Origin of the sequence: Sphingobium sp. SA2 (assembly GCF_032227065.1) — a bacterium.
In the GTDB taxonomy this organism is placed as follows: Bacteria; Pseudomonadota; Alphaproteobacteria; order Sphingomonadales; family Sphingomonadaceae; genus Sphingobium.
In genome coordinates, this window is record NZ_JAPMXX010000006.1 from 2751216 (window position 1) to 2769421 (window position 18206).

The window sequence follows — 18206 nt, forward strand, 5'->3', positions numbered from 1 at the left end:
ATGGGATTCTTGGGTGGTCTCCATAGTTGGAGGCGACCGATGGATGATTTTTCGGCATATTTCGGTGAGGTTGACGATCCGCGCGCGGGCAATGCGCGGCACAATCTTCTCGAACTGATCTTCGTTGCGCTTGCGGCGGTTCTGTGCGGTGCCGAAGATTGTACGGATATGGCGGAGTTTGCCCGTGCCAAGCTGGGCCTGCTGCGTCAGGTGGTGGATCTGGAGCATGGTCCACCGAGCCACGACACGTTCAGCCGGGTCTTCCGGTTGCTCGATCCCGAGCCGTTCGAAGCGGCGTTTGCACGCTTTACGGCGGCATTCGCAGGTGCCCTCGAAGGCGTGGTGGCGATTGATGGCAAGGCGTTGCGCGGGGCGTATGAACGTGGGCGCAAGGCGACGCCGCTGCATCTCGTCAATGTCTGGGCAGCCGAGAAGCGTCTGGTCATTGGCCAGCGGCTGGCACCCGGTCGCAATGAAGTCGCCGGCGTGCTGGAGGTGCTGACGCTGTTGCGTCTGGACGGCTGTATCGTCACCGCCGATGCCCTGCATTGCCGACCCGACACAGCGCAGGCCATTCTCGCAACCGGTGCCGACTATGCCCTGGCGATCAAGGAAAACCGGCCAAAGCTGCTAGCCAGCGCCAAAGCGCTGATCGCAATGGGCGAGCAGGCGGATGTCGCCACGATCCGGTCAGGCCCGGCCCATGATCGCACGGAAATCCGACACGCGATCGTGGTGCCCGCCGAAGCCCTCGACTTCCCCGGCATCGCGGCGGTGGGGCAAGTGGAAACGTGCCGCCGCAACGCTGGTCGGGACGAGCCACCGGTCAAACGCTGGTTCCTTCTGTCCCGACCTTTGACCGCCAAACGGCTGATCGAAGTCGCGCGTGCGCATTGGACCATCGAAAACCAACTGCACTGGGTGCTCGACGTCACCTTCGAGGAAGACGCCGCGCGAAGCCGAAAGGACTATGCCCCGCAAAACCTCGCGCTAATCAGGAAACTTGCGCTCAACATCTTGAGAACCCACCCGGACAAGGGATCAATCAAAGGCAAAATCAAACGGGCGGGCTGGAACGATGCATTCCTTCTCTCAATGCTTGGTCATATGCGATAGCCCTGCCTACTAGGGGAGGATGACCGATGACATCGGCACATAGAGCGATATTTCCGATCGGCCTGACACTGATCGCCGCCTTGCTGTTTACGACCCTATGTACGCTTGGCATTTGGCAGGTCGAACGGCTGGCGTGGAAACGCGATTTGATTGTCCGGGTCGCTGTCCGCATTCACGCGCCACCGGTGCCAGCGCCCGCCATAGCGACCAAATCCGACGAATATCGCCGCGTCGCCGCGACCGGCACATTCATCCACGACCGCGCGACTCTGGTCCAGGCGTCGACTGTCCGCGGCCCCGGCTTCTGGGTGCTGACCCCGCTCCGACGTGCGGACGGCACGACGCTGCTCATCAATCGCGGCTTCGTGCCGCCCGACGCCCGCACCAGTTACACCCGCCCGACGGGGCAAGTCCGCATTACCGGCCTGCTGCGCCTGACCGAACCGGGCGGCGGCTTCCTGCGCGACAATGACCCCGCCGCCGACCGCTGGTATTCGCGCGACGTCGCCGCCATCGCCGCCGCCCGCGCCCTGCCCGCCACGCTGCCTTACTTCATTGACGCCGATGCCGGGGCGCAGCCCGACGCCCTGCCCATCGGCGGGCTGACCGTCGTGCAATTCCCCAACAACCATCTTGTCTACGCCATCACCTGGTTCGCGCTGGCGGCGATGGTCGCGGGTGCCTATATCTTCGTCATGCGCCAGTCAGGAAAAGATCGCCGGGCATGAAGGGCAGCACGCCCCTGCGCGCGCGCTGGCTCCCCAGCCAATGGTCCGCCGATGCGGCGGGGCGCAAGAATATGGCGCTGCTGGTCCAGTTGCGCTGGATCGCGATCGCGGGGCAGGTCGCGACCATCCTGATCGTCCATTATGCCATGGACATCCGCCTGCCCTTCCCGTCCATGCTGGTAGTCCCCTGCATCGCGGCCGCCATGAACCTTGGCAGCATGATGGTGTTGCGGCGGCGCACCGACATCTCTCATGCCGAACTCTTCCTGGCGCTGCTGTTCGACGTGCTGGCGCTGACCACGCAGCTGTATCTCAGCGGCGGGGCGACCAACCCCTTCATCTCGCTCTATCTGGTGCAGGTGGCGCTGGGCGCTGTGCTGCTCCACCGTTGGAGCGTATGGGGCATCGTCGCCATATCCTCGCTCTGCGCCGCGATGCTCTCGCTCTTCTACCGCCCGCTGGATCTGAGCGAAGCGTTCGAGGGCCGCCTGTTCGACCTGCATATCATCGGCACCTGGATCTGCCTCACCATGATCGCGGTGCTGCTGGTCCTGTTCATGACCCGCATCACCCGCAACCTGCAACAGCGCGAAGCCTATCTCGCCCGGTTGCGGCAGCAGGCGGCGGAGGAGGAGCATATCGTCCGCATGGGCCTGCTCGCATCGGGCGCGGCGCATGAACTCGGCACCCCGCTCGCCCAACTGGCCGTCGTGCTGGGCGATTGGCGCCACATGCCCGAAATCACCGGCCATCCCGCTTTGGTCGAGGAAGTCGGCGAGATGGAAACCGCCATCAAACGCTGCAAGGCGATCCTGTCGGGCATATTGATGTCGGCCGGCGAAGCGCGCGGCGAAGCCCCGCAAATCACCAATGTCCGCGACTTCGTCGATGCCATCGCCCGCGACTGGCGCAGCGCCAATCCCGGCATGCCGCTGCGCTGCGACTTTGGCCCGCACGATTATCCGCGCATCGTCGCCGATCCGGTGATCCGCCAGGCCGTCACCAACCTGCTCGACAATGCGCGTGAAGCGGGCGCGACCTATATCGACATGCTCGTCAGCCGCGACAATCGCTGGCTCCATATTGCCGTGCGCGACAATGGCCCAGGCTTTAGCGAAGAGATGCTGGCTGATGTCGGCAAACCCTATCGGTCGAGCAAGGGCAAGCAGGGCGGCGGCCTCGGCCTCTTCCTGGTGGTCAATGTCGTGCGCAAGCTGGGCGGACGGGTCAATGCGAGCAACAGCGTGGAGGGTGGCGCGATGATCCTGCTGCGCCTGCCGCTAGCAACTCTGGCTTTGGAGGAGGGCAAGAATGACGTCTGAACGGCTGTTGCTGATCGTCGAGGATGACGAAGCCTTCGCCCGCACGCTCAAACGCTCGTTCGAGCGGCGCGGCTATAGCGTCCTGCTCGCCGACAGCCTGGAATCGGTCAACGCCCGCCTCGCCGACCATCGCCCCGGCTTTGCCGTCGTGGACCTCAAGCTCGGCCCCCAGTCCGGCCTTGCGTGCGTCCAGGCACTGCATGCCCATGACCCCGCGATGCTCATCGTCGTGCTGACCGGCTTTGCCAGCATCGCGACCGCCGTCGATGCGATCAAACTGGGCGCCACCCATTATCTCGCCAAACCGTCCAACACCGACGACATAGAGGCCGCCTTCGCCCGCTCCGGCGGCGACCCCGACACCCCGCTCGCCCCCCGCCCGACGTCCATCAAGACGCTGGAATGGGAACATATCCACGAAGCGCTCAAAGACAGCGACTTCAACATCTCAGAAGCCGCCCGCCGTCTGGGCATGCACCGCCGCACACTCGCGCGCAAACTGGCCAAGCGCCAGGTCGGTTGACGGCGCATTTCCGCCGTGGCAATGGGCGATCGAACGCGGGTGTAGCTCAATGGTAGAGCAGCAGCTTCCCAAGCTGACGACGGGGGTTCGATTCCCCTCACCCGCTCCACCTTCACCGATAGATTAATAAGGCGCATCCCCATCCCGCGCAGGAATCGCGCCACGCCGTCCGATATTCCATCCCGCCAGCCGATGCCCGGCCAGCGCGGCGTCCGCCGGTGTCACGCCGCTCAGTCGGGCGTGCAGATAGCCGCCGTTGAAGGCATCGCCCGCGCCGCTCGAATCCACGACGTCCAGCGATCGGGGAATGGGCACCACCTGCCCGTCGACCAGGCAGCCATCGCCGCCCAGCTTGACGATGATCTCCCGGCCCTCGCCTGCGCCCCAGCGGGTCGCGGCATCCTGCGCATCGTCCGCCTCGCCCATTTCGACTTCGTCCGCCAGCGTGGGCAGGCCGATATCGGCGAGCGCGATCGCCCGGTCGCGCCAGTGCCGCGCAGTGGCCGCATCGTCCCACAAGCGCGCCCGGTAATTACCATCGAAGGCCACCTTGCCGCCGCGCGCCCGCACCGCCGCGCACAGGTCCAGCAACGCTTCCCGTCCCTCATCGGGCAGGATGGCGAGCGTGATCAACGAGAAATAGAGCAGGTCCGTTTGTGCTGCCGCCGCGACCATCGCTGCGCTGCCGGGCAGCACGAACATCCGCCGCGCCGCCGCTTCGCTGCGCCAATAATGGAAGCTACGTTCGCCGCTCGCATCCGTCTCGATCGCATAGAGGCCCGGCAACCGGTCGGCAGCGCGCAGAACGAGTGACGTATCCACGCCCTCGGCTTCCCATGCCGCACACAGCTCGGCGCTCATCGGGTCGCTGCCCATCGCGCTTGCCAGCCGCACCCTGTCGCCGGATCGCGCCAGATGCACGGCGGTATTGATGACATCGCCGCCATAGCGCAGGTTCCAGCTGTCGCCCGTCCCCCGGCTCAGCTCCAGCATGGCTTCGCCAATCACCGTGACCGTCACACCCTCGCCCATGCCCACATCCCGTCCAGCCAAACCCGTCTATGCCGGGGCGTGGTGGCGCAGAGCGGCCGCCCAAGTCAAGCCATCCCACCGTTCACATGTCCGCCTTCCTACCATGTGGAACGATCGGGCTGCTTTGGCGTTTGCCTAAAGGCAAGGGGATGACGTCATGATCATGACGTCCTGATCGGGAATATAATGAACAAGGGTCTATCCGGTTATACGGGCAACCGCTTCGAACTGCTGGTTCAGAGCGTTACCGACTATGCCATCTACATGCTCGATGCCGATGGCGTGGTGGTCAGCTGGAATGCGGGCGCGGAACGGTTCAAGGGCTATGCCGCCGACGAGATCATCGGCCAGCATTTCTCCCGCTTATACACGCCGGAAGATCAAGCCAACGGTATCCCCGCGCTCGCCCTCTACACCGCCGACCATGACGGCCGGTTCGAAGCCGAAGGCTGGCGCGTCCGCAAGGACGGCACGCAATTTTGGGCCAATGTCGTCATCGACCCGATCCGCGATGCGCAAGATGGCCAATTGCTGGGCTTTGCCAAGGTCACCCGCGACCTGACCGAACGGCGCGCGGTGCAGGACGCGCTCCGCTCCAGCGAGGAGCGGTTTCGCCTGCTCGTCGAAAGCGTCACCGACTATGCCATCTACATGCTCGATCCGGTGGGCACGATCACCAGCTGGAACATGGGGGCCGAGCGCTTCAAAGGCTATAAGGCCGACGAAATCCTCGGTCAGAATTTCGCCCGCTTCTATTCGGAAGAGGATCGGATGGCGGGGCTGCCCTCGCGCGCGCTGCATACCGCCGAACGCGATGGCCGGTTCGAAGCCGAAGGCTGGCGCATCCGCAAGGATGGATCGCGTTTCTGGGCCAATGTCGTCATCGACTGCATTCGCGATTCCCATGGCCAGTTGCTGGGTTTTGCCAAGGTCACCCGCGACCTCACCGAACGGCGCGAATCGCAACAGGCGCTCGACGCCGCGCGTGATGCCATCATCCAGACGCAGAAGATGGACGCAATCGGCAAGCTGACCGGCGGCGTCGCCCATGATTTCAACAATCTGCTCGCCGTCATCGTCGGCAGCCTCGACCTTGCCCGCCAACGCATGGCGAACGGCGCGGATATCAGCCGCTATCTCGACAATGCCATGGCCGCGGCCGAGCGCGGCGCGACGCTGACGCAGCGGATGCTGGCCTTCGCCCGCAAGCAGGAACTGAAACTGCAAAGCGTCGATCCGGTCGCGCTGGTGCTCGGCATGGCCGAACTGCTGCAGACAACGCTGGGCGGTGCCATCGACATCGAAACCCGTTTCCCGATGTCGCTTGCCAACGTCCATGCCGACCCGGCGCAGTTGGAACTCGCCATCTTGAACCTCGCGGTCAATGCCCGCGATGCCATGCCCAATGGCGGCGATATCATCATCGCGGCGCAGGGCTGGACCATTGAACAGGGCGACCGGCCAGACCTGTCGCCCGGCGCCTATGTCGAGCTGTCCGTCGCCGACAATGGCGAAGGCATGGACGCCGCCACGATCGAGCGCGCCCGCGAACCCTTTTTCACGACCAAGGGCGTCGGCAAGGGCACGGGCCTTGGCCTGTCGATGGTGCATGGCTTCGTTCAGCAATGCGGCGGATCGCTCACCATCACCAGCCAACCGGGCGAAGGCACGACCGTCTCGCTCTGGCTCCCCGTGTCGCAGGCTGGTCCCGCCGCCGACATCATAGCGCCCGTCGATTACAGCAATAACCCCAGCGTCCCCCTCGTCATCCTTGCGGTGGATGATGACGAACTGGTGCTGACCAACACCGCCGGCATGTTGGAGGATCTGGGCCATACCGTGTTCCGCGCGTCGAACGCCGCCGAAGCCCTGCGGATGCTGGAGCAAGGCGATGTCGATCTGGTCGTGACCGACCATGCCATGCCGGGCATGACCGGCGCGCAGCTTGCCGACAGGATCGATCAGATGCGGCCCGGATTGCCGGTCGTCATCATCACCGGTTTCGCCGAATTGCCACCCCATGCGAGCCACCGCCCGCGCCTCGACAAGCCGTTCCGGCAAGCCGAACTGGCACGGATCGTCGCCACGGCCGGGCATGCCGCCGCCGCCGCGCGCACGGCCCTTATCCTGCCGCCGGTCGACGGCGAATAGCGGGGCAGCAAGGGATCGACCGACCGCTATCATCGCCCAAACATCGGAAAATTGCGCGATTTTGGTCGCTCCGCCCTTGCAAGCAGGGGCGAGTTCGCCAAAGGGGGTGGCAAACGCCCCACCTTCTCCTCCGGCCAGCAGGACTGCATGGACACGCCCACCGCCCTGACCCCGACCTCGCATTTCTTCACATCGCTGCGCACCCGGCTCCACTATCTCGATTGGGGCAATAGCGCCGCGCCGGTGCTGATCCTCGTCCATGGCGGCTTCGATCATGGGCGCAGCTGGGACTGGACGGCGCGCGCGCTGGCGAAGGATTATCATGTCATCGCGCCGGACCTGCGCGGCCATGGCGACAGCGCCTGGTCGCCCGACGGCTCCTATATGATGGCCAATTATCTCTATGATCTGGCCCAGTTGGTCGACCTGCTCGACCGCCCGCCCGTCACCATCGTCGGCCATTCGCTCGGCGGATCGATCGCGCTGCGCTATGCGGGCCTGTTCCCGGACAAGGTCCAGCGCATCGTCGCTCTCGAAGGGCTTGGCCTGTCACCTGACCGGTTAAAGGAAAAGGCCGAGGAAGCATCGCTCGATGTCTGGCGGCAATGGATCGACACGCGCCGCGCCAATGCCCGCCGCACGCCCAGACGTTACGCCACGATCGAGGCCGCGATCGGCCGCATGCGCGAACGCAACGAGCATCTTTCGGTTGAACAGGCGCTTCACCTCACCATCCACGGCGTCAACCGCAATGAGGATGGCAGCTTCAGCTGGAAGTTCGACCCTTATCTCAGCAGCGCAGCGCCGCAGGCGGGCAGTGACGCCGACCTGCCCGATTTCTGGTCGCGCATCACTTGCCCGACCCTGCTATGCCTGGGGCAGGATAGCTGGGCGTCCAACCCGGCGAAGGACGGCCGCATGGCGCATTTCGCCGATGCGCGGCTGGTGGAATTTCCCAATGCTGGCCACTGGCTGCATCACGACCAGTTCGACCGCTTCATCGCCGAGTTGCGCGCCTTCCTATGAGGTAAAGCCGTCGATCGCCGACCGATATTGCGCCTTCAACTGTGCGATGAAGTCGGCGGCGGGCTGTACCTGGTCGATCGCGCCGATCCCTTGGCCACATCCCCACACGTCGCGCCAGGCCTTCTTGTCGCCGCCGGTCATGCTGGCAAAGTCCATCTCCGTCGCCTTGGGCAGATTGTCCGGGTCCATGCCCGACGCGACGATGCTGGGGCGCAGATAATTGCCATGGACGCCGGTAAACACGTCGGAATAAACGATGTCGCCCGCGCTGCTGTCCACGATCATCTGCTTATAGGCACCATCCGCATTGGCCTCGGTCGTGGCGATGAAGGGCGACCCCATATAGCCAAGGTCAGCCCCCATCATCCGCGCCGCAGCGATCGCGCGCCCCGTCGCGATCGACCCTGCCAGCGCCAGCGGCCCGTCGAACCAGGCGCGGATTTCCTGCACCAACGCAAAGGGCGAGAGCGTGCCGGCATGGCCCCCCGCCCCGGCCGCAACCGCGATCAGGCCATCAGCCCCCTTCTCGATCGCTTTTCTGGCAAACCGGTCGTTGATGACGTCGTGCAACACCATGCCGCCATAGCTATGCACCGCCGCATTCACCCGCTCCTGTGCGCCCAGCGACGTGATGATGATCGGCACCTGATATTTGACGCACAGGTCGAGATCCTCGTCCAACCGGCTGTTGCTCTTGTGGACGATCAGATTGACCGCGAACGGCGCATCCGCGTCCGTCAATTCCGTGCCCAGCCGTTGCAGCCATTGTTCGAATATGCCCGATGGTCGGGCGTTGAGCGATGGAAAAGCACCGACAATCCCCGCACGACATTGGGCGATCACCAGTTCGGGCTGCGAAATGATGAACATCGGCGATCCGATCAGCGGCAGCGACAAGCGGCCTTTGAGCGCAGACGGCAGGGTCATGGGCGGACTTTCCTCTCTCTTTTGCTCCACCGCGCTATCATCGCGCAGCGTCCCGAAAAAGAGCAAAAGGAACTGTGTTGATGACATAATACAGTTGTGGTAGCGTCGCGGTGTCGAAACCGACAGGAGAGTTGGACGATGTATAGCGAAGGCGACTTGCAGGATGCCGTTACGGCGGGCGTCCTGTCACCGCAGGCTGCGCAGGCGCTGCGCGATCATGTCGCACAACTGCGCGCCAGCCCCGTGGTCGATGAAGAAAGTTTCCGCCTCCTGACCGGCTTCAACGACATATTCGTCGCCATCGCCGGTATCATCCTGCTCGTCGCAGTCGGCTGGCTCGGCAACAGCGTGCGACTCGGTGCGGCGGAACATCATCCCTCCTTCATGTCGGGCGCGCTGGTCGCGGCGGTCAGTTGGGGTCTGGCGGAATATTTCACCCGCCAACGGCGCATGGCGCTGCCCTCCATTCTGCTGCTCGCGGGCTTTGTCGGCGGTGTCGCCTTCGCGCTGGGCGCCTTGGCGGCCCAGATATTCCCCGACGTCGGCGATCGGGTGGCTTCGCTGATCATATCGGGCGTCGCGGCCGTCAGCGCGCTGGCCGCCTGGATGCACTGGCGGCGCTTCATGGTGCCGATCACGGTCGCGGCGGGCGCGGCCGCCGCCGCTGGCGTCGTCGGCGGCCTCGTCCTTGCCGCCTTCCCCGGCGATATAAGGCTGGCTTATCTGCTGCTGCTCGCCGGAGGCCTCGCCATTTTCGCGCTCGCCATGCGCTGGGACATGAGCGATCGGACACGCACCACGCGCCGCGCCGATGTCGCCTTCTGGCTGCACCTGACCGCCGCACCGATGATCGCCCATTCGCTGTTCAATCTGCTCGGCGTGTTCCGGGGCGACGACATCAGCATCGGCAAGGCGGTCGTCGTGATTTTGCTCTACATTGCATTCGGCCTGGTCGGCCTCGCGATCGACCGACGCGCGCTTCTCGTGTCGAGCCTAGCCTATGTCCTCTTCGCCCTTTACGCCCTGTTTAAACAGGCCGGAGCGGTTGAACTATCAGCCGCTTTCACGGCGCTGGTAATCGGTTCGTCCCTGCTGCTGCTCTCGGCGCTCTGGCACCATGCCCGGATGCTCGTAATGGGCACCCTGCCGCCATCCCTCACCAACCGCCTCCCTTACGCTTAACCCACCCCCTCCCGCCAGCGGGAGGGGCAGCGAGACTTACCGAGCCGAAGGCGAAGTTAGTCGCAGCGGGGTGGGCCAACGCCCACTTTACCCCTCGACCACCCGCATCAATTTCCGCTCCACCGGGGCCAGCACATTCTGCAGATCCTGCCCGCGCTTGAGTATTTGACCACCCTCACCCACCAGCACCCACATACCCTGCCGATGGCGCAGCGCAGGTCGCTTCTCGATGCGATATTCAGGCCGCTCGGCGGTGCGGCGAAAGGCGCTGAAGATCGCGGCCTCGCGCCCCATGTCCATCGCATAGTCGCGCCAATGTCCGGCGGCGACCATCCGGCCGTAGAGGTCCATGATCCGCTGCAACTCCAGCCGTTCGAACCCCACCTGGCGCTCGCCCGGCCCCGTTCCTGAATGGGGAAACGGCGTCACATTGCTCATCAGGCCCGGTCACGCTCCTGAAACAGGCTGGCGTCATCGGGCAGCGACGGCCGCTGCTTTTCGACCATCAATTCGGCCAGCCGCTTCTGCAACTGCTCGACCTCGCACTGCAGCAATTCCAGCTTCTGCTTTTCGGGATCGAAACAGTCCGAACAGGGCGTGCCATAGGGCATGAAATCACGCTGATAGGCCGTGACGTCGACCAGCATGGCGCGCGCCGGTATGCCGACCATGGTCGCGCCTTCGGCGACATCCTTGGTCACCACGGCATTGGCACCCACGCGCGCGCGCGCGCCGACCGTCACTGGCCCCAATACCTGCGCGCCCGACCCGATGATCACGCCATCGCACAAGGTCGGGTGCCGCTTGCCCGCAATCCCGTTTGCCGGGTCAGTCCCGCCCAACGTCACATTCTGATACAGCGTCACATCGTCGCCAATCTCCGCCGTCTCGCCGATCACGGTAAAGCCATGGTCGATGAAGAAGCGCTTGCCGATCTTCGCACCGGGATGAATGTCGTTCCCGGTCAGAAAACGCGACAGATGGTTGACCAGGCGCGCCAGGAAATAGAGCCGCGCCCGATAGAGCCGATGCGCAATGCGATGATAGCCGAGCGACCAGACGCCCGGATAAAGCAGGATTTCCGCGCGGGAGCGGGGCGCAGGATCGCGGCTCTTCACCGAATCCAGATAGGAAATGAGATTGCGCAACATCGACGCGCCCCTGCCTGACAAAAACTAAAGCTGGCCCCGATATAGAGGAGCGACGCCAGTTTTTCCAGAGAGGCGAGAAAGAGGCCATATCTGGCCCCAAACGGAACCTTGCTTTACAGGAAGCGATATGCCTATCATCTGAGTAGACAATCAGGTCAAGGGAAACGGATGATCGACGCCTTCATCGCCAATTTCGGTGACATTTTGCCCTTCATCCTGATCGGCTTCGGCGCGCAGATGATCGATGGCGCGCTCGGCATGGCCTATGGCGTGATCTCCAGCACGCTGCTGCTGGCGCTTGGCGTACCACCCAGCCGCGCTTCGGCCAGCGTCCATGCCGCCGAAACCTTCACCACCGGCGTCTCGGCGATCAGCCATATCCTGCACAAGAATATCGACTGGCGATTGTTCGCTCGCCTCATCATCCCCGGCGTCATTGGCGGCGTCGCAGGTGCCTATCTCCTCTCCAATATCGACGGGGCGGTCATCAAGCCGTTCGTCCAGGTCTATCTGGCGTCCATCGGCGTCTACCTCATCTGGCGCGGCTTCCATCTGCCGCCCAAGGCGCGCGATCCCAAATGGGTGGCCCCGCTCGGTCTGGTCGGCGGCTTCATGGATGCGACGGGCGGCGGCGGCTGGGGGCCGGTTGTCACCTCCAATTTGCTGCTGCAGGGGGCCAGCCCGCGCCACACGATCGGCACGGTGAACAGCGTCGAATTCATCCTCACCCTCTCGATCAGCATCACCTTCCTGTTCCATCTCGGCTGGGAAACCTTCACCACCTATACGGTCGGATTGCTGATCGGCGGCGTGGTCGCGGCCCCCTTTGGCGCGATCCTTGCCCGCCGCGTGGCCCCCCGCGTCCTGTTCACGGCGGTCGGCATCATCCTGACGCTAACGTCGCTGTTCGGCGTCGCCAAATGGCTTGGATTTATCGGCTAAGGAACTTATATTCGACTTTCTGATCGAGGAAGCCGATAAATGTCCAGTTACCTGCCCACCCTCAAACAGCTGCAATATCTTGTCGCGCTCAAGGAACAGGGGCATTTCGGCAAGGCCGCCGAAAGCTGCTACGTCACCCAGTCCACCCTGTCGGCCGGCATTCGCGAACTGGAATCGCTGGTCGGGGTAACGTTGGTCGAACGTACCCGCCGCGTCGTCCGCTTCACGGCGCTCGGCGATCGCATCGTCGCCAAAGCCCATCGCGTGTTGCGTGAGGCGGAGGAACTGGCCGCCATCGCCGAAGCATCCGGCAAGCCGCTCACCGGCGAATTGCGCATGAGCGTCATCCCGACCATCGCCCCCTTCCTACTGCCGCGCATGCTCCCCCGCCTGCGCGCCGACCGGCCCGAACTCAAACTCTATCTGCGCGAGGAAACGACCCAGGCAGGCGTCGAATCGCTGCGCCACGGCAATGTCGATTGCGTGCTGATGGCTCTGCCCTTCCCAATCGGCGAACTGGACAGCGAAATCCTGTTCCAGGACCGGCTCTTCGTCGCCTTCCCGCATGACGAGCCGGTAGACCTGCCAGAATGGATCGGCCCGAACATGATCGATGAGAGCAAATTATTGCTCTTGGAAGATGGCCATTGCCTCAAGGATCATGCGCTCGCTGCCTGCAACCGCCCCGAACTGCGCGCCAGCGCGACGATGATGGGCACCTCGCTCCACACGCTCATTCAGATGGTCGATAACGGGCTGGGCGTCACGATGATCCCCGAAATGGCGATCGCGGCGGGCATATTGGAACATACCCGCATCGCCGCCCGCCCGCTCAAATCCGAACGCGCCTGGCGCGACATTGCCCTCGTCTGGCGCAAGAACAGCCCGCGCGAAAAGGAATTTCACCTGCTTTCCGCAATCCTGCGCGATGCCGCCGCGCTTAACTGCCGCCTGCCCGAAGCCGCCTAGCTGTCCCAGCCCTGCGCTTTGACCGCATCCTCGTCGCGCGCCGCCACCCACTGAGTCGCGCCGCCCGCAAAATGCTCCTTCTTCCAGAAGGGCGCATCCGACTTCATCCAGTCGATCAGGAAAGCGCAGCTTTCGAGCGCCGCCGTGCGATGGCGCGACGCCGTGCCGACGAACACGATCCGCGCGCCCGGCTCCAGCCGCCCGAAGCGATGGATGACGCTCACGCCCAGCAGCGGCCAGCGCCCCATCGCCTCATCGACGATCCGCCCGACCTGCGCCTGCGTCATCGCCGGATACTGTTCCAGTTCCAGCGCCACCAGCCCGTCGTCGCCGCGCACCACGCCGGTAAAGCTCGCCACCCCGCCGCCGCCCAAGGCTTCGAGCGCCGCCAGTTCGCCGCCGACATCGAAATCTTCCGCCTGGATCGCGACCCGCTTCATCCGCCGGTCACGGGCGGGAACAGCGCCACTTCCTTAGCCTCGCCGATCAAACTGTCCATCGGCACGAATCGCTGATCGACCGCCGCGCGCAACCGTGCGGTATCGCCCAGCGCCTCGGCATAGCCGCCCCCCCGCGCCGCCAGCATGGCCACTATATCCGCAACCGTCATGCCCGGATCAGGCCGCTCGACCTGCTCCTCGTCACGCCCAATGGCCTCGCGCACCCACGCGAAATAGACGATCGACAGCATCGCCATCGCCTCAGTCCATATGCCGGATGCCGACGCGCAGATAATCCCAGCCCGTGATCAGCGTCAGGATGGCGGCGGCCCACAGCGTCACGATGCCCACGGTCTGCACGAACAGCAGATGCGGCACCGCCCCCGCCAGGATCAGCGCGCCCAATGCGACGATCTGGCACGTCGTCTTCCACTTCGCCAATCGCGACACCGGCATCGACACCTGCAACCCCGCCAGAAATTCGCGCAGGCCCGACACCGCAATCTCGCGCAGCAGGATGACCATGGCCGCGATGATATGCGGCCCGGTAATATCGCGCGTCGCCGCCAGCATCAAAATAACGGCGCCGACCATGATCTTGTCGGCGATGGGATCGAGGAAGACGCCCAGTTTAGACACCGTCCCCTGCGCCCGCGCCAGATAGCCGTCGAAATAATCGGTCACACCCATCAAGCAATACAGACCGAAAGCCAGCGCATAGCCGGTGGTCCAGCGCGCGCCCATCTCCGCAGGCCAAAGCAGCGCGACGAGCAACGGCACCGTGACGATACGCGAAAGCGTGAGCAGATTAGGCAGCGTCAGCATAGCCGCCGCCTGCCACAGTCGGGCGCGGCACACAAGCCAGACAGCATATCGACCTCCATACAAGGGGCATTGGACAGGGACGCCGCCAACGGCTAGACCCCGCCCCGGTCGCTAACGGGAAAGAAGACGCCCCTATCCATGCAAGCCTCTCTCAGGCTCTTGAACAAGCGCCGATTCCTGCCGCTGTTCGTCACCCAGCTGCTCGGCGCGTTCAACGACAATCTGTTCAAGAACGCGATGGTGCTGTTCGTCGTGTACCAAGTCTATAATGACGAGCGTTCCGAAACCTGGTTCAGCGCGCTGGCGACCGGCCTGTTCATCCTGCCCTTCTTCCTGCTGTCCGCCCTGTCGGGGCAACTCGCCGATCAGCGCGACAAGGCTCTCATCATCCGCTGGGTAAAGGCGGCCGAAATCCTGATCATGCTGGTCGGCGCAGTCGGCCTCGGCCTCATCTGGAGCGGCATCGGCGTGCATACGATCGCCATCCCTTTGCTGCTCGCCGCGCTGTTCGCCATGGGCATCCACTCGACCTTCTTCGGCCCGATCAAATATGCGATCCTGCCCCAGCATCTCCATGATGAAGAAGTGCTGGGCGGCACCGGGCTGGTAGAGGCAGGCACCTATATCGCGATTCTGGCCGGCACGATCCTGGCGGGAATCATCCCGATCGAGGCTGCGGCGGTGTGCATCATCATCACCGCGCTGGTCGGCTATGTCGCCGGGCGTCAGGTGCCACCGGCCCCGTCGCTCCTTTCCGCACAGCCGATCGACTATCATATCATCCGCTCGTCGGTCGCGCTGGTGCGCGGGACGATGCATATCCGTCGGCTGTTTCTGGCGATCATGTCGATCAGCCTGTTCTGGGCGGTCGGGTCGATCCTGTTCATCCAGTTTCCCCCCTTGGTCAAAAATGTCCTGACCGCCGAAAAGGCCGTCGCCAGCCTGTTCCTTGCCATTTTCTCGATCGGCATCGCCATCGGCTCGGTGGCGATCAACCGGCTGCTGCGTGGTCATGTGTCGGCCAAATATGCCCCCGCCTCCGTGATCGGCATGGGCCTGTGCATCGTCGCCTTCCATTTCGTCTGCGCCATCTGGCCGCCTGCACCCGAAGGACAGATGCTCTCGCTGCAGGGCTTCATCGCCCATCCGCTCGCCATACCGCTTTCGCTCTGCCTGCTGGGCGTGTCGACCTTCGGCGGCATGTTCGTCGTGCCGCTCTATGCCTTCCTGACCACCACCGTCGAAAAATGCGAAGCGGCGCGCACAGTGGCGGCGAATAATATCGTCAATTCCGGGGCAATGGTGGTGGGATCCCTCTGCGCGATCGGCCTCAGCATCGCTGGCATGTCGGTGGTGATGCAATTGCTGCTGGTGGCGTTCCTCACCCTGCCCTGTGCGGCGATGGCGTGGAAACTGCACAAGGCCTGCGACGGCCCGCTGTGCCATTAAAACAGGCGGCATCCCGGCACCAACCGGGGTCCAGCGCCGCCCCGGCTTTCAGGGCTTCAGGAAATGAAGCTGTAGAAAGCGGTGAAGAAGGCGCAGAAGCTCAGGCCAAACAGCTTCCAGTCGCTATCGTCGTCCACCGCCCGCGCTTTGCTCTTGGGCATCTTGTCCATGACGCGCAGCAAATGGGCGGGGAGGCTCTGGCGAAAGGGATGCCGGGCCGATTCTGTGGTGAGGACGAGGGTTCGGTTTCTCATAATGTTGGGTTAACGCATTATTTACCATTTGTGCCATCACTTATGATGGCCAATTTGCGCCTGTCCCGCTGCGGGACAGGCTTGACTGTATCATCTGAATAACACAGCATGGCCGCACCGATGAACGAGTCCGCCCCCGCCGAACCGCCAGCGCCGCCCCGCGAATTCGGCGCCGGGCCGCCCAGCGCCTTTGCGCCGCCCACGCCATGGCGGCGACGGCTGCAGATATTGGGCTGGATCATGGCGGCGGGCCTCGCCTTGCTCATGATTGCCATCGCGTGGCTCGCTATCACCGCGCCGCTGTCGCAATCGCTCAAGCCCATCGCCCCGCCCAGCCTCAGCCTGATGTCGGCCGATGGCCACCTTATCGCCCGGCGCGGCGCGGTCATCGATACGCCGGTGACGATGGCGGACCTCCCCGCCCATGTGCCCCAGGCGTTCATGGCGATCGAGGATCGCCGCTTCGCCAGCCATTGGGGCATCGACCCGCGCGGCATCGCGCGCGCGGCCTGGCATAATCTCTGGTCGGACGGCTCGTCGCAGGGCGGCAGCACCATCACCCAGCAACTCGCCAAGGGCGTGTTCCTGTCCAGCGACCGCACCATGGGGCGCAAGGCGCGCGAGGCGATGATCGCGCTCTGGCTGGAGGCCTGGCTGACCAAGGACCAGATCATGGAACGTTATCTGTCGAACGTCTATTTCGGCGATAATGTCTATGGCCTGCGCGCGGCCGCCCGCCATTATTTTAACCGCTCGCCCGACCGCCTCACCATTCCGCAGGCCGCGATGCTGGCGGGCCTGCTCAAAGCCCCTTCGCGCCTTGCGCCGACAAGCAACCTCAAGGGCGCGCGCGCGCGCGCCGCGCTGGTGACGCAGGCGATGGTCGATGCGGGCTATCTGACCCAGGCGGAGCGTAACGCCCTGCCGCCCGCCCGCCTCAACGTCCATGATGTGCCCGACGCCACCACCGGCACCTATTTCGCCGACTGGGTGCTGCCCCAGGCGCGCGACCGGGCCGGCGCGGTCTATGGCGAGCAGAAGATCGAAACGACGCTCGACTGGCGCATCCAGCGCCTCGCCGAAGCCGCCGTCCGCCGCGCGCCTTTGGGCGGCGCGCAGGCCGCGCTCGTCGCAATGAAGCCCGACGGCAGCGTAGTCGCCATGGTCGGCGGCAAGAATTACGGCAAGAGCAGCTTCAATCGCGCGGTGCAAGCGAAGCGCCAGCCCGGATCGACCTTCAAGCTGTTCGTCTATCTCGCCGCCTTCCGCGCGGGCATGACACCCGAAGACATGATCGACGACACGCCGATCACCACCGGCAGCTATCGTCCGGCCAATCATGGTGGCAAATATCGCGGGCGCATCAGCCTGCGTCAGGCCTTCGCCGCGTCGAGCAATGTCGCCGCCATCCGCCTGACGCAGAAGGTCGGCGTCGATGCCGTGATCAAGGTCGCGCGTGACCTGGGCATCACCGCGCCCTTGACCGAGGATTTGAGCCTCGCGCTCGGCACGTCGGAAATTCCGCTGATCGAACTGGCTGAAGCCTATGCGGCGGTCGCGGCCGGGGCCTATCCCGTCCTCGCCCACGGCCTGCCGCCCGAAGAACGGGGCTGGTTCGAACGGCTGATGGAGCGCCAACGCTCCTTCGATGACGATGAACTGTCGATGATCCGCGACCTGCTCTCCTCCGCCGCCAATCGCGGCACGGGCAGCGCAGCCGCCCTGCGCACCAGCACCTTTGGCAAGACCGGCACGACGCAGGACAGCCGCGACGCCATTTTCGTGGGCTATGCGGGCGGCCTCGTTACCGCTGTCTGGGTCGGCAATGACGATAACAAGCCGCTCCCCGGCGGCGCAGCAGGCGGCGGCATGCCCGCGCGCATCTGGCGCAACTTCATGAGCGGCGCGATCAACGAACCGGTCGCGGACGCCCCCGAAGAAACCCAGGACGCCGACCTCGTCAACGCCATCGCCAACATCACGGTGGAAACCGGCATCGGCAATGTCGGCGTGGGCGTCGATGACGGCGGGATGACCGTCAATATCGGCGGCAGTCAGATCCGCCTGCCCATCGACGAACCTGTCCCCGGCGTGCCCGATACACTTCCGCCGCCGACCGTCCCCACAAGGCCGGACAGCGAAGCGGACAATGTCCCATGATGACCTGAA

Annotated in this window: 19 protein-coding genes and 1 tRNA gene; 12 read left to right on the top strand and 8 right to left on the bottom strand. The window is 64.3% G+C overall.

All coding sequences use genetic code 11. The features are described from left to right. Positions 1-39 precede the first annotated feature (39 nt). The 5 genes from OVY48_RS20860 (at position 40) to OVY48_RS20880 (ending at position 3798) form a co-directional block, all read left to right on the top strand. Positions 40-1116 carry an ISAs1 family transposase gene (locus tag OVY48_RS20860; RefSeq protein ID WP_313922367.1) on the top strand — a complete coding sequence of 359 codons (1077 nt, stop codon included), beginning with the start codon at positions 40-42 and terminating at the stop codon, positions 1114-1116. 26 nt (positions 1117-1142) lie between these two features. Further along, positions 1143-1844, top strand: coding sequence for an SURF1 family protein (locus OVY48_RS20865; RefSeq protein WP_313924294.1), 702 nt, complete (start codon positions 1143-1145; stop codon positions 1842-1844). Continuing rightward, positions 1841-3166 carry an ATP-binding protein gene (locus OVY48_RS20870; RefSeq protein ID WP_313924295.1) on the top strand — a complete coding sequence of 442 codons (1326 nt, stop codon included), beginning with the start codon at positions 1841-1843 and terminating at the stop codon, positions 3164-3166. The genes OVY48_RS20865 and OVY48_RS20870 overlap by 4 nt, the downstream gene beginning before the upstream one ends. Then, positions 3156-3689, top strand: coding sequence for a response regulator transcription factor (locus OVY48_RS20875; protein WP_310223721.1), 534 nt, complete (start codon positions 3156-3158; stop codon positions 3687-3689). Before OVY48_RS20870 ends, OVY48_RS20875 begins: the two co-directional genes overlap by 11 nt. Before the next feature lie 35 nt (positions 3690-3724). Continuing rightward, positions 3725-3798: transfer RNA gene (locus OVY48_RS20880), tRNA-Gly, on the top strand. A gap of 14 nt (positions 3799-3812) precedes the next feature. On the opposite strand, the gene OVY48_RS20885 is transcribed toward OVY48_RS20880, so the two are convergent. Continuing rightward, complete coding sequence (locus OVY48_RS20885) at positions 3813-4721, bottom strand: sugar kinase (RefSeq protein WP_313924296.1); 909 nt, start codon at positions 4719-4721, stop codon at positions 3813-3815. A gap of 186 nt (positions 4722-4907) precedes the next feature. On the opposite strand from OVY48_RS20885, the gene OVY48_RS20890 reads away from it, so the two are divergent. After that, complete coding sequence (locus OVY48_RS20890) at positions 4908-6872, top strand: PAS domain S-box protein (protein WP_313924297.1); 1965 nt, start codon at positions 4908-4910, stop codon at positions 6870-6872. 147 nt (positions 6873-7019) lie between these two features. Then, complete coding sequence (locus OVY48_RS20895) at positions 7020-7898, top strand: alpha/beta hydrolase (RefSeq protein ID WP_313924298.1); 879 nt, start codon at positions 7020-7022, stop codon at positions 7896-7898. On the opposite strand, the gene OVY48_RS20900 is transcribed toward OVY48_RS20895, so the two are convergent. Then, positions 7893-8825 carry a nitronate monooxygenase family protein gene (locus tag OVY48_RS20900; protein WP_313924299.1) on the bottom strand — a complete coding sequence of 311 codons (933 nt, stop codon included), beginning with the start codon at positions 8823-8825 and terminating at the stop codon, positions 7893-7895. The two genes, OVY48_RS20895 and OVY48_RS20900, sit on opposite strands and share 6 nt — an antisense overlap. Positions 8826-8963: 138 nt before the next feature. Between OVY48_RS20900 and OVY48_RS20905 the strand changes: the two genes are divergently transcribed. Next, on the top strand, positions 8964-10007 hold the full coding sequence (locus OVY48_RS20905) for a hypothetical protein (protein ID WP_313924300.1): 1044 nt from the start codon (positions 8964-8966) through the stop codon (positions 10005-10007). A gap of 87 nt (positions 10008-10094) precedes the next feature. Here OVY48_RS20905 and OVY48_RS20910 read toward each other — a convergent pair whose 3' ends face one another. Together OVY48_RS20910 and epsC are read right to left on the bottom strand one after the other, a co-directional pair. Next, complete coding sequence (locus OVY48_RS20910) at positions 10095-10445, bottom strand: DUF2794 domain-containing protein (RefSeq protein WP_069066595.1); 351 nt, start codon at positions 10443-10445, stop codon at positions 10095-10097. After that, the gene (epsC, locus tag OVY48_RS20915; RefSeq protein WP_069066594.1) at positions 10445-11158 is read right to left on the bottom strand and encodes a serine O-acetyltransferase EpsC; all 714 of its coding nucleotides are present in this window, start codon (positions 11156-11158) and stop codon (positions 10445-10447) included. Before epsC ends, OVY48_RS20910 begins: the two co-directional genes overlap by 1 nt. A 168-nt stretch (positions 11159-11326) precedes the next feature. Between epsC and OVY48_RS20920 the strand changes: the two genes are divergently transcribed. Both OVY48_RS20920 and OVY48_RS20925 read left to right on the top strand, forming a co-directional pair. Beyond that, positions 11327-12100, top strand: a complete 774-nt coding sequence (locus OVY48_RS20920; protein WP_313924301.1) for a sulfite exporter TauE/SafE family protein — start codon at positions 11327-11329, stop codon at positions 12098-12100. Positions 12101-12139: 39 nt separating this feature from the next. Next, positions 12140-13069 (top strand): hydrogen peroxide-inducible genes activator, encoded by a 930-nt coding sequence (locus OVY48_RS20925; RefSeq protein WP_313924302.1) that lies wholly within the window; start codon positions 12140-12142, stop codon positions 13067-13069. Here the strand turns inward: OVY48_RS20925 and OVY48_RS20930 are convergent. Genes OVY48_RS20930 through pgsA form a run of 3 tightly spaced genes read right to left on the bottom strand, consistent with a single transcriptional unit; the run spans position 13066 to position 14334 of the window. Then, positions 13066-13509, bottom strand: coding sequence for a molybdenum cofactor biosynthesis protein MoaE (locus tag OVY48_RS20930; RefSeq protein WP_313924303.1), 444 nt, complete (start codon positions 13507-13509; stop codon positions 13066-13068). The two genes, OVY48_RS20925 and OVY48_RS20930, sit on opposite strands and share 4 nt — an antisense overlap. Next, positions 13506-13760, bottom strand: coding sequence for a molybdopterin converting factor subunit 1 (gene moaD / locus OVY48_RS20935; protein WP_313924866.1), 255 nt, complete (start codon positions 13758-13760; stop codon positions 13506-13508). Before moaD ends, OVY48_RS20930 begins: the two co-directional genes overlap by 4 nt. Positions 13761-13770: 10 nt before the next feature. Next, on the bottom strand, positions 13771-14334 hold the full coding sequence (pgsA, locus tag OVY48_RS20940; RefSeq protein WP_313924304.1) for a CDP-diacylglycerol--glycerol-3-phosphate 3-phosphatidyltransferase: 564 nt from the start codon (positions 14332-14334) through the stop codon (positions 13771-13773). Between the two features lie 138 nt (positions 14335-14472). On the opposite strand from pgsA, the gene OVY48_RS20945 reads away from it, so the two are divergent. Further along, positions 14473-15783, top strand: coding sequence for an MFS transporter (locus tag OVY48_RS20945; RefSeq protein ID WP_313924305.1), 1311 nt, complete (start codon positions 14473-14475; stop codon positions 15781-15783). 56 nt (positions 15784-15839) lie between these two features. Here OVY48_RS20945 and OVY48_RS20950 read toward each other — a convergent pair whose 3' ends face one another. Then, positions 15840-16037 carry a hypothetical protein gene (locus tag OVY48_RS20950; protein WP_313924306.1) on the bottom strand — a complete coding sequence of 66 codons (198 nt, stop codon included), beginning with the start codon at positions 16035-16037 and terminating at the stop codon, positions 15840-15842. A 108-nt stretch (positions 16038-16145) separates the two neighbouring features. Here OVY48_RS20950 and OVY48_RS20955 point away from each other — a divergent pair, with 108 nt between their 5' ends. Beyond that, positions 16146-18197, top strand: coding sequence for a PBP1A family penicillin-binding protein (locus OVY48_RS20955; RefSeq protein WP_313924307.1), 2052 nt, complete (start codon positions 16146-16148; stop codon positions 18195-18197). Positions 18198-18206 lie beyond the last annotated feature (9 nt).

Bases quoted from the DNA above. Each gene is read 5' to 3' on its own strand.
- OVY48_RS20860 (WP_313922367.1), top strand. From the start codon at position 40: ATGGATGATTTTTCGGCATATTTCGGTGAGGTTGACGATCCGCGCGCG.
- OVY48_RS20865 (WP_313924294.1), top strand. From the start codon at position 1,143: ATGACATCGGCACATAGAGCGATATTTCCGATCGGCCTGACACTGATC.
- OVY48_RS20870 (WP_313924295.1), top strand. From the start codon at position 1,841: ATGAAGGGCAGCACGCCCCTGCGCGCGCGCTGGCTCCCCAGCCAATGG.
- OVY48_RS20875 (WP_310223721.1), top strand. From the start codon at position 3,156: ATGACGTCTGAACGGCTGTTGCTGATCGTCGAGGATGACGAAGCCTTC.
- OVY48_RS20885 (WP_313924296.1), bottom strand. From the start codon at position 4,721: ATGGGCGAGGGTGTGACGGTCACGGTGATTGGCGAAGCCATGCTGGAG.
- OVY48_RS20890 (WP_313924297.1), top strand. From the start codon at position 4,908: ATGAACAAGGGTCTATCCGGTTATACGGGCAACCGCTTCGAACTGCTG.
- OVY48_RS20895 (WP_313924298.1), top strand. From the start codon at position 7,020: ATGGACACGCCCACCGCCCTGACCCCGACCTCGCATTTCTTCACATCG.
- OVY48_RS20900 (WP_313924299.1), bottom strand. From the start codon at position 8,825: ATGACCCTGCCGTCTGCGCTCAAAGGCCGCTTGTCGCTGCCGCTGATC.
- OVY48_RS20905 (WP_313924300.1), top strand. From the start codon at position 8,964: ATGTATAGCGAAGGCGACTTGCAGGATGCCGTTACGGCGGGCGTCCTG.
- OVY48_RS20910 (WP_069066595.1), bottom strand. From the start codon at position 10,445: ATGAGCAATGTGACGCCGTTTCCCCATTCAGGAACGGGGCCGGGCGAG.
- epsC (WP_069066594.1), bottom strand. From the start codon at position 11,158: ATGTTGCGCAATCTCATTTCCTATCTGGATTCGGTGAAGAGCCGCGAT.
- OVY48_RS20920 (WP_313924301.1), top strand. From the start codon at position 11,327: ATGATCGACGCCTTCATCGCCAATTTCGGTGACATTTTGCCCTTCATC.
- OVY48_RS20925 (WP_313924302.1), top strand. From the start codon at position 12,140: ATGTCCAGTTACCTGCCCACCCTCAAACAGCTGCAATATCTTGTCGCG.
- OVY48_RS20930 (WP_313924303.1), bottom strand. From the start codon at position 13,509: ATGAAGCGGGTCGCGATCCAGGCGGAAGATTTCGATGTCGGCGGCGAA.
- moaD (WP_313924866.1), bottom strand. From the start codon at position 13,760: ATGCTGTCGATCGTCTATTTCGCGTGGGTGCGCGAGGCCATTGGGCGT.
- pgsA (WP_313924304.1), bottom strand. From the start codon at position 14,334: ATGCTGACGCTGCCTAATCTGCTCACGCTTTCGCGTATCGTCACGGTG.
- OVY48_RS20945 (WP_313924305.1), top strand. From the start codon at position 14,473: ATGCAAGCCTCTCTCAGGCTCTTGAACAAGCGCCGATTCCTGCCGCTG.
- OVY48_RS20950 (WP_313924306.1), bottom strand. From the start codon at position 16,037: ATGAGAAACCGAACCCTCGTCCTCACCACAGAATCGGCCCGGCATCCC.
- OVY48_RS20955 (WP_313924307.1), top strand. From the start codon at position 16,146: ATGGCCGCACCGATGAACGAGTCCGCCCCCGCCGAACCGCCAGCGCCG.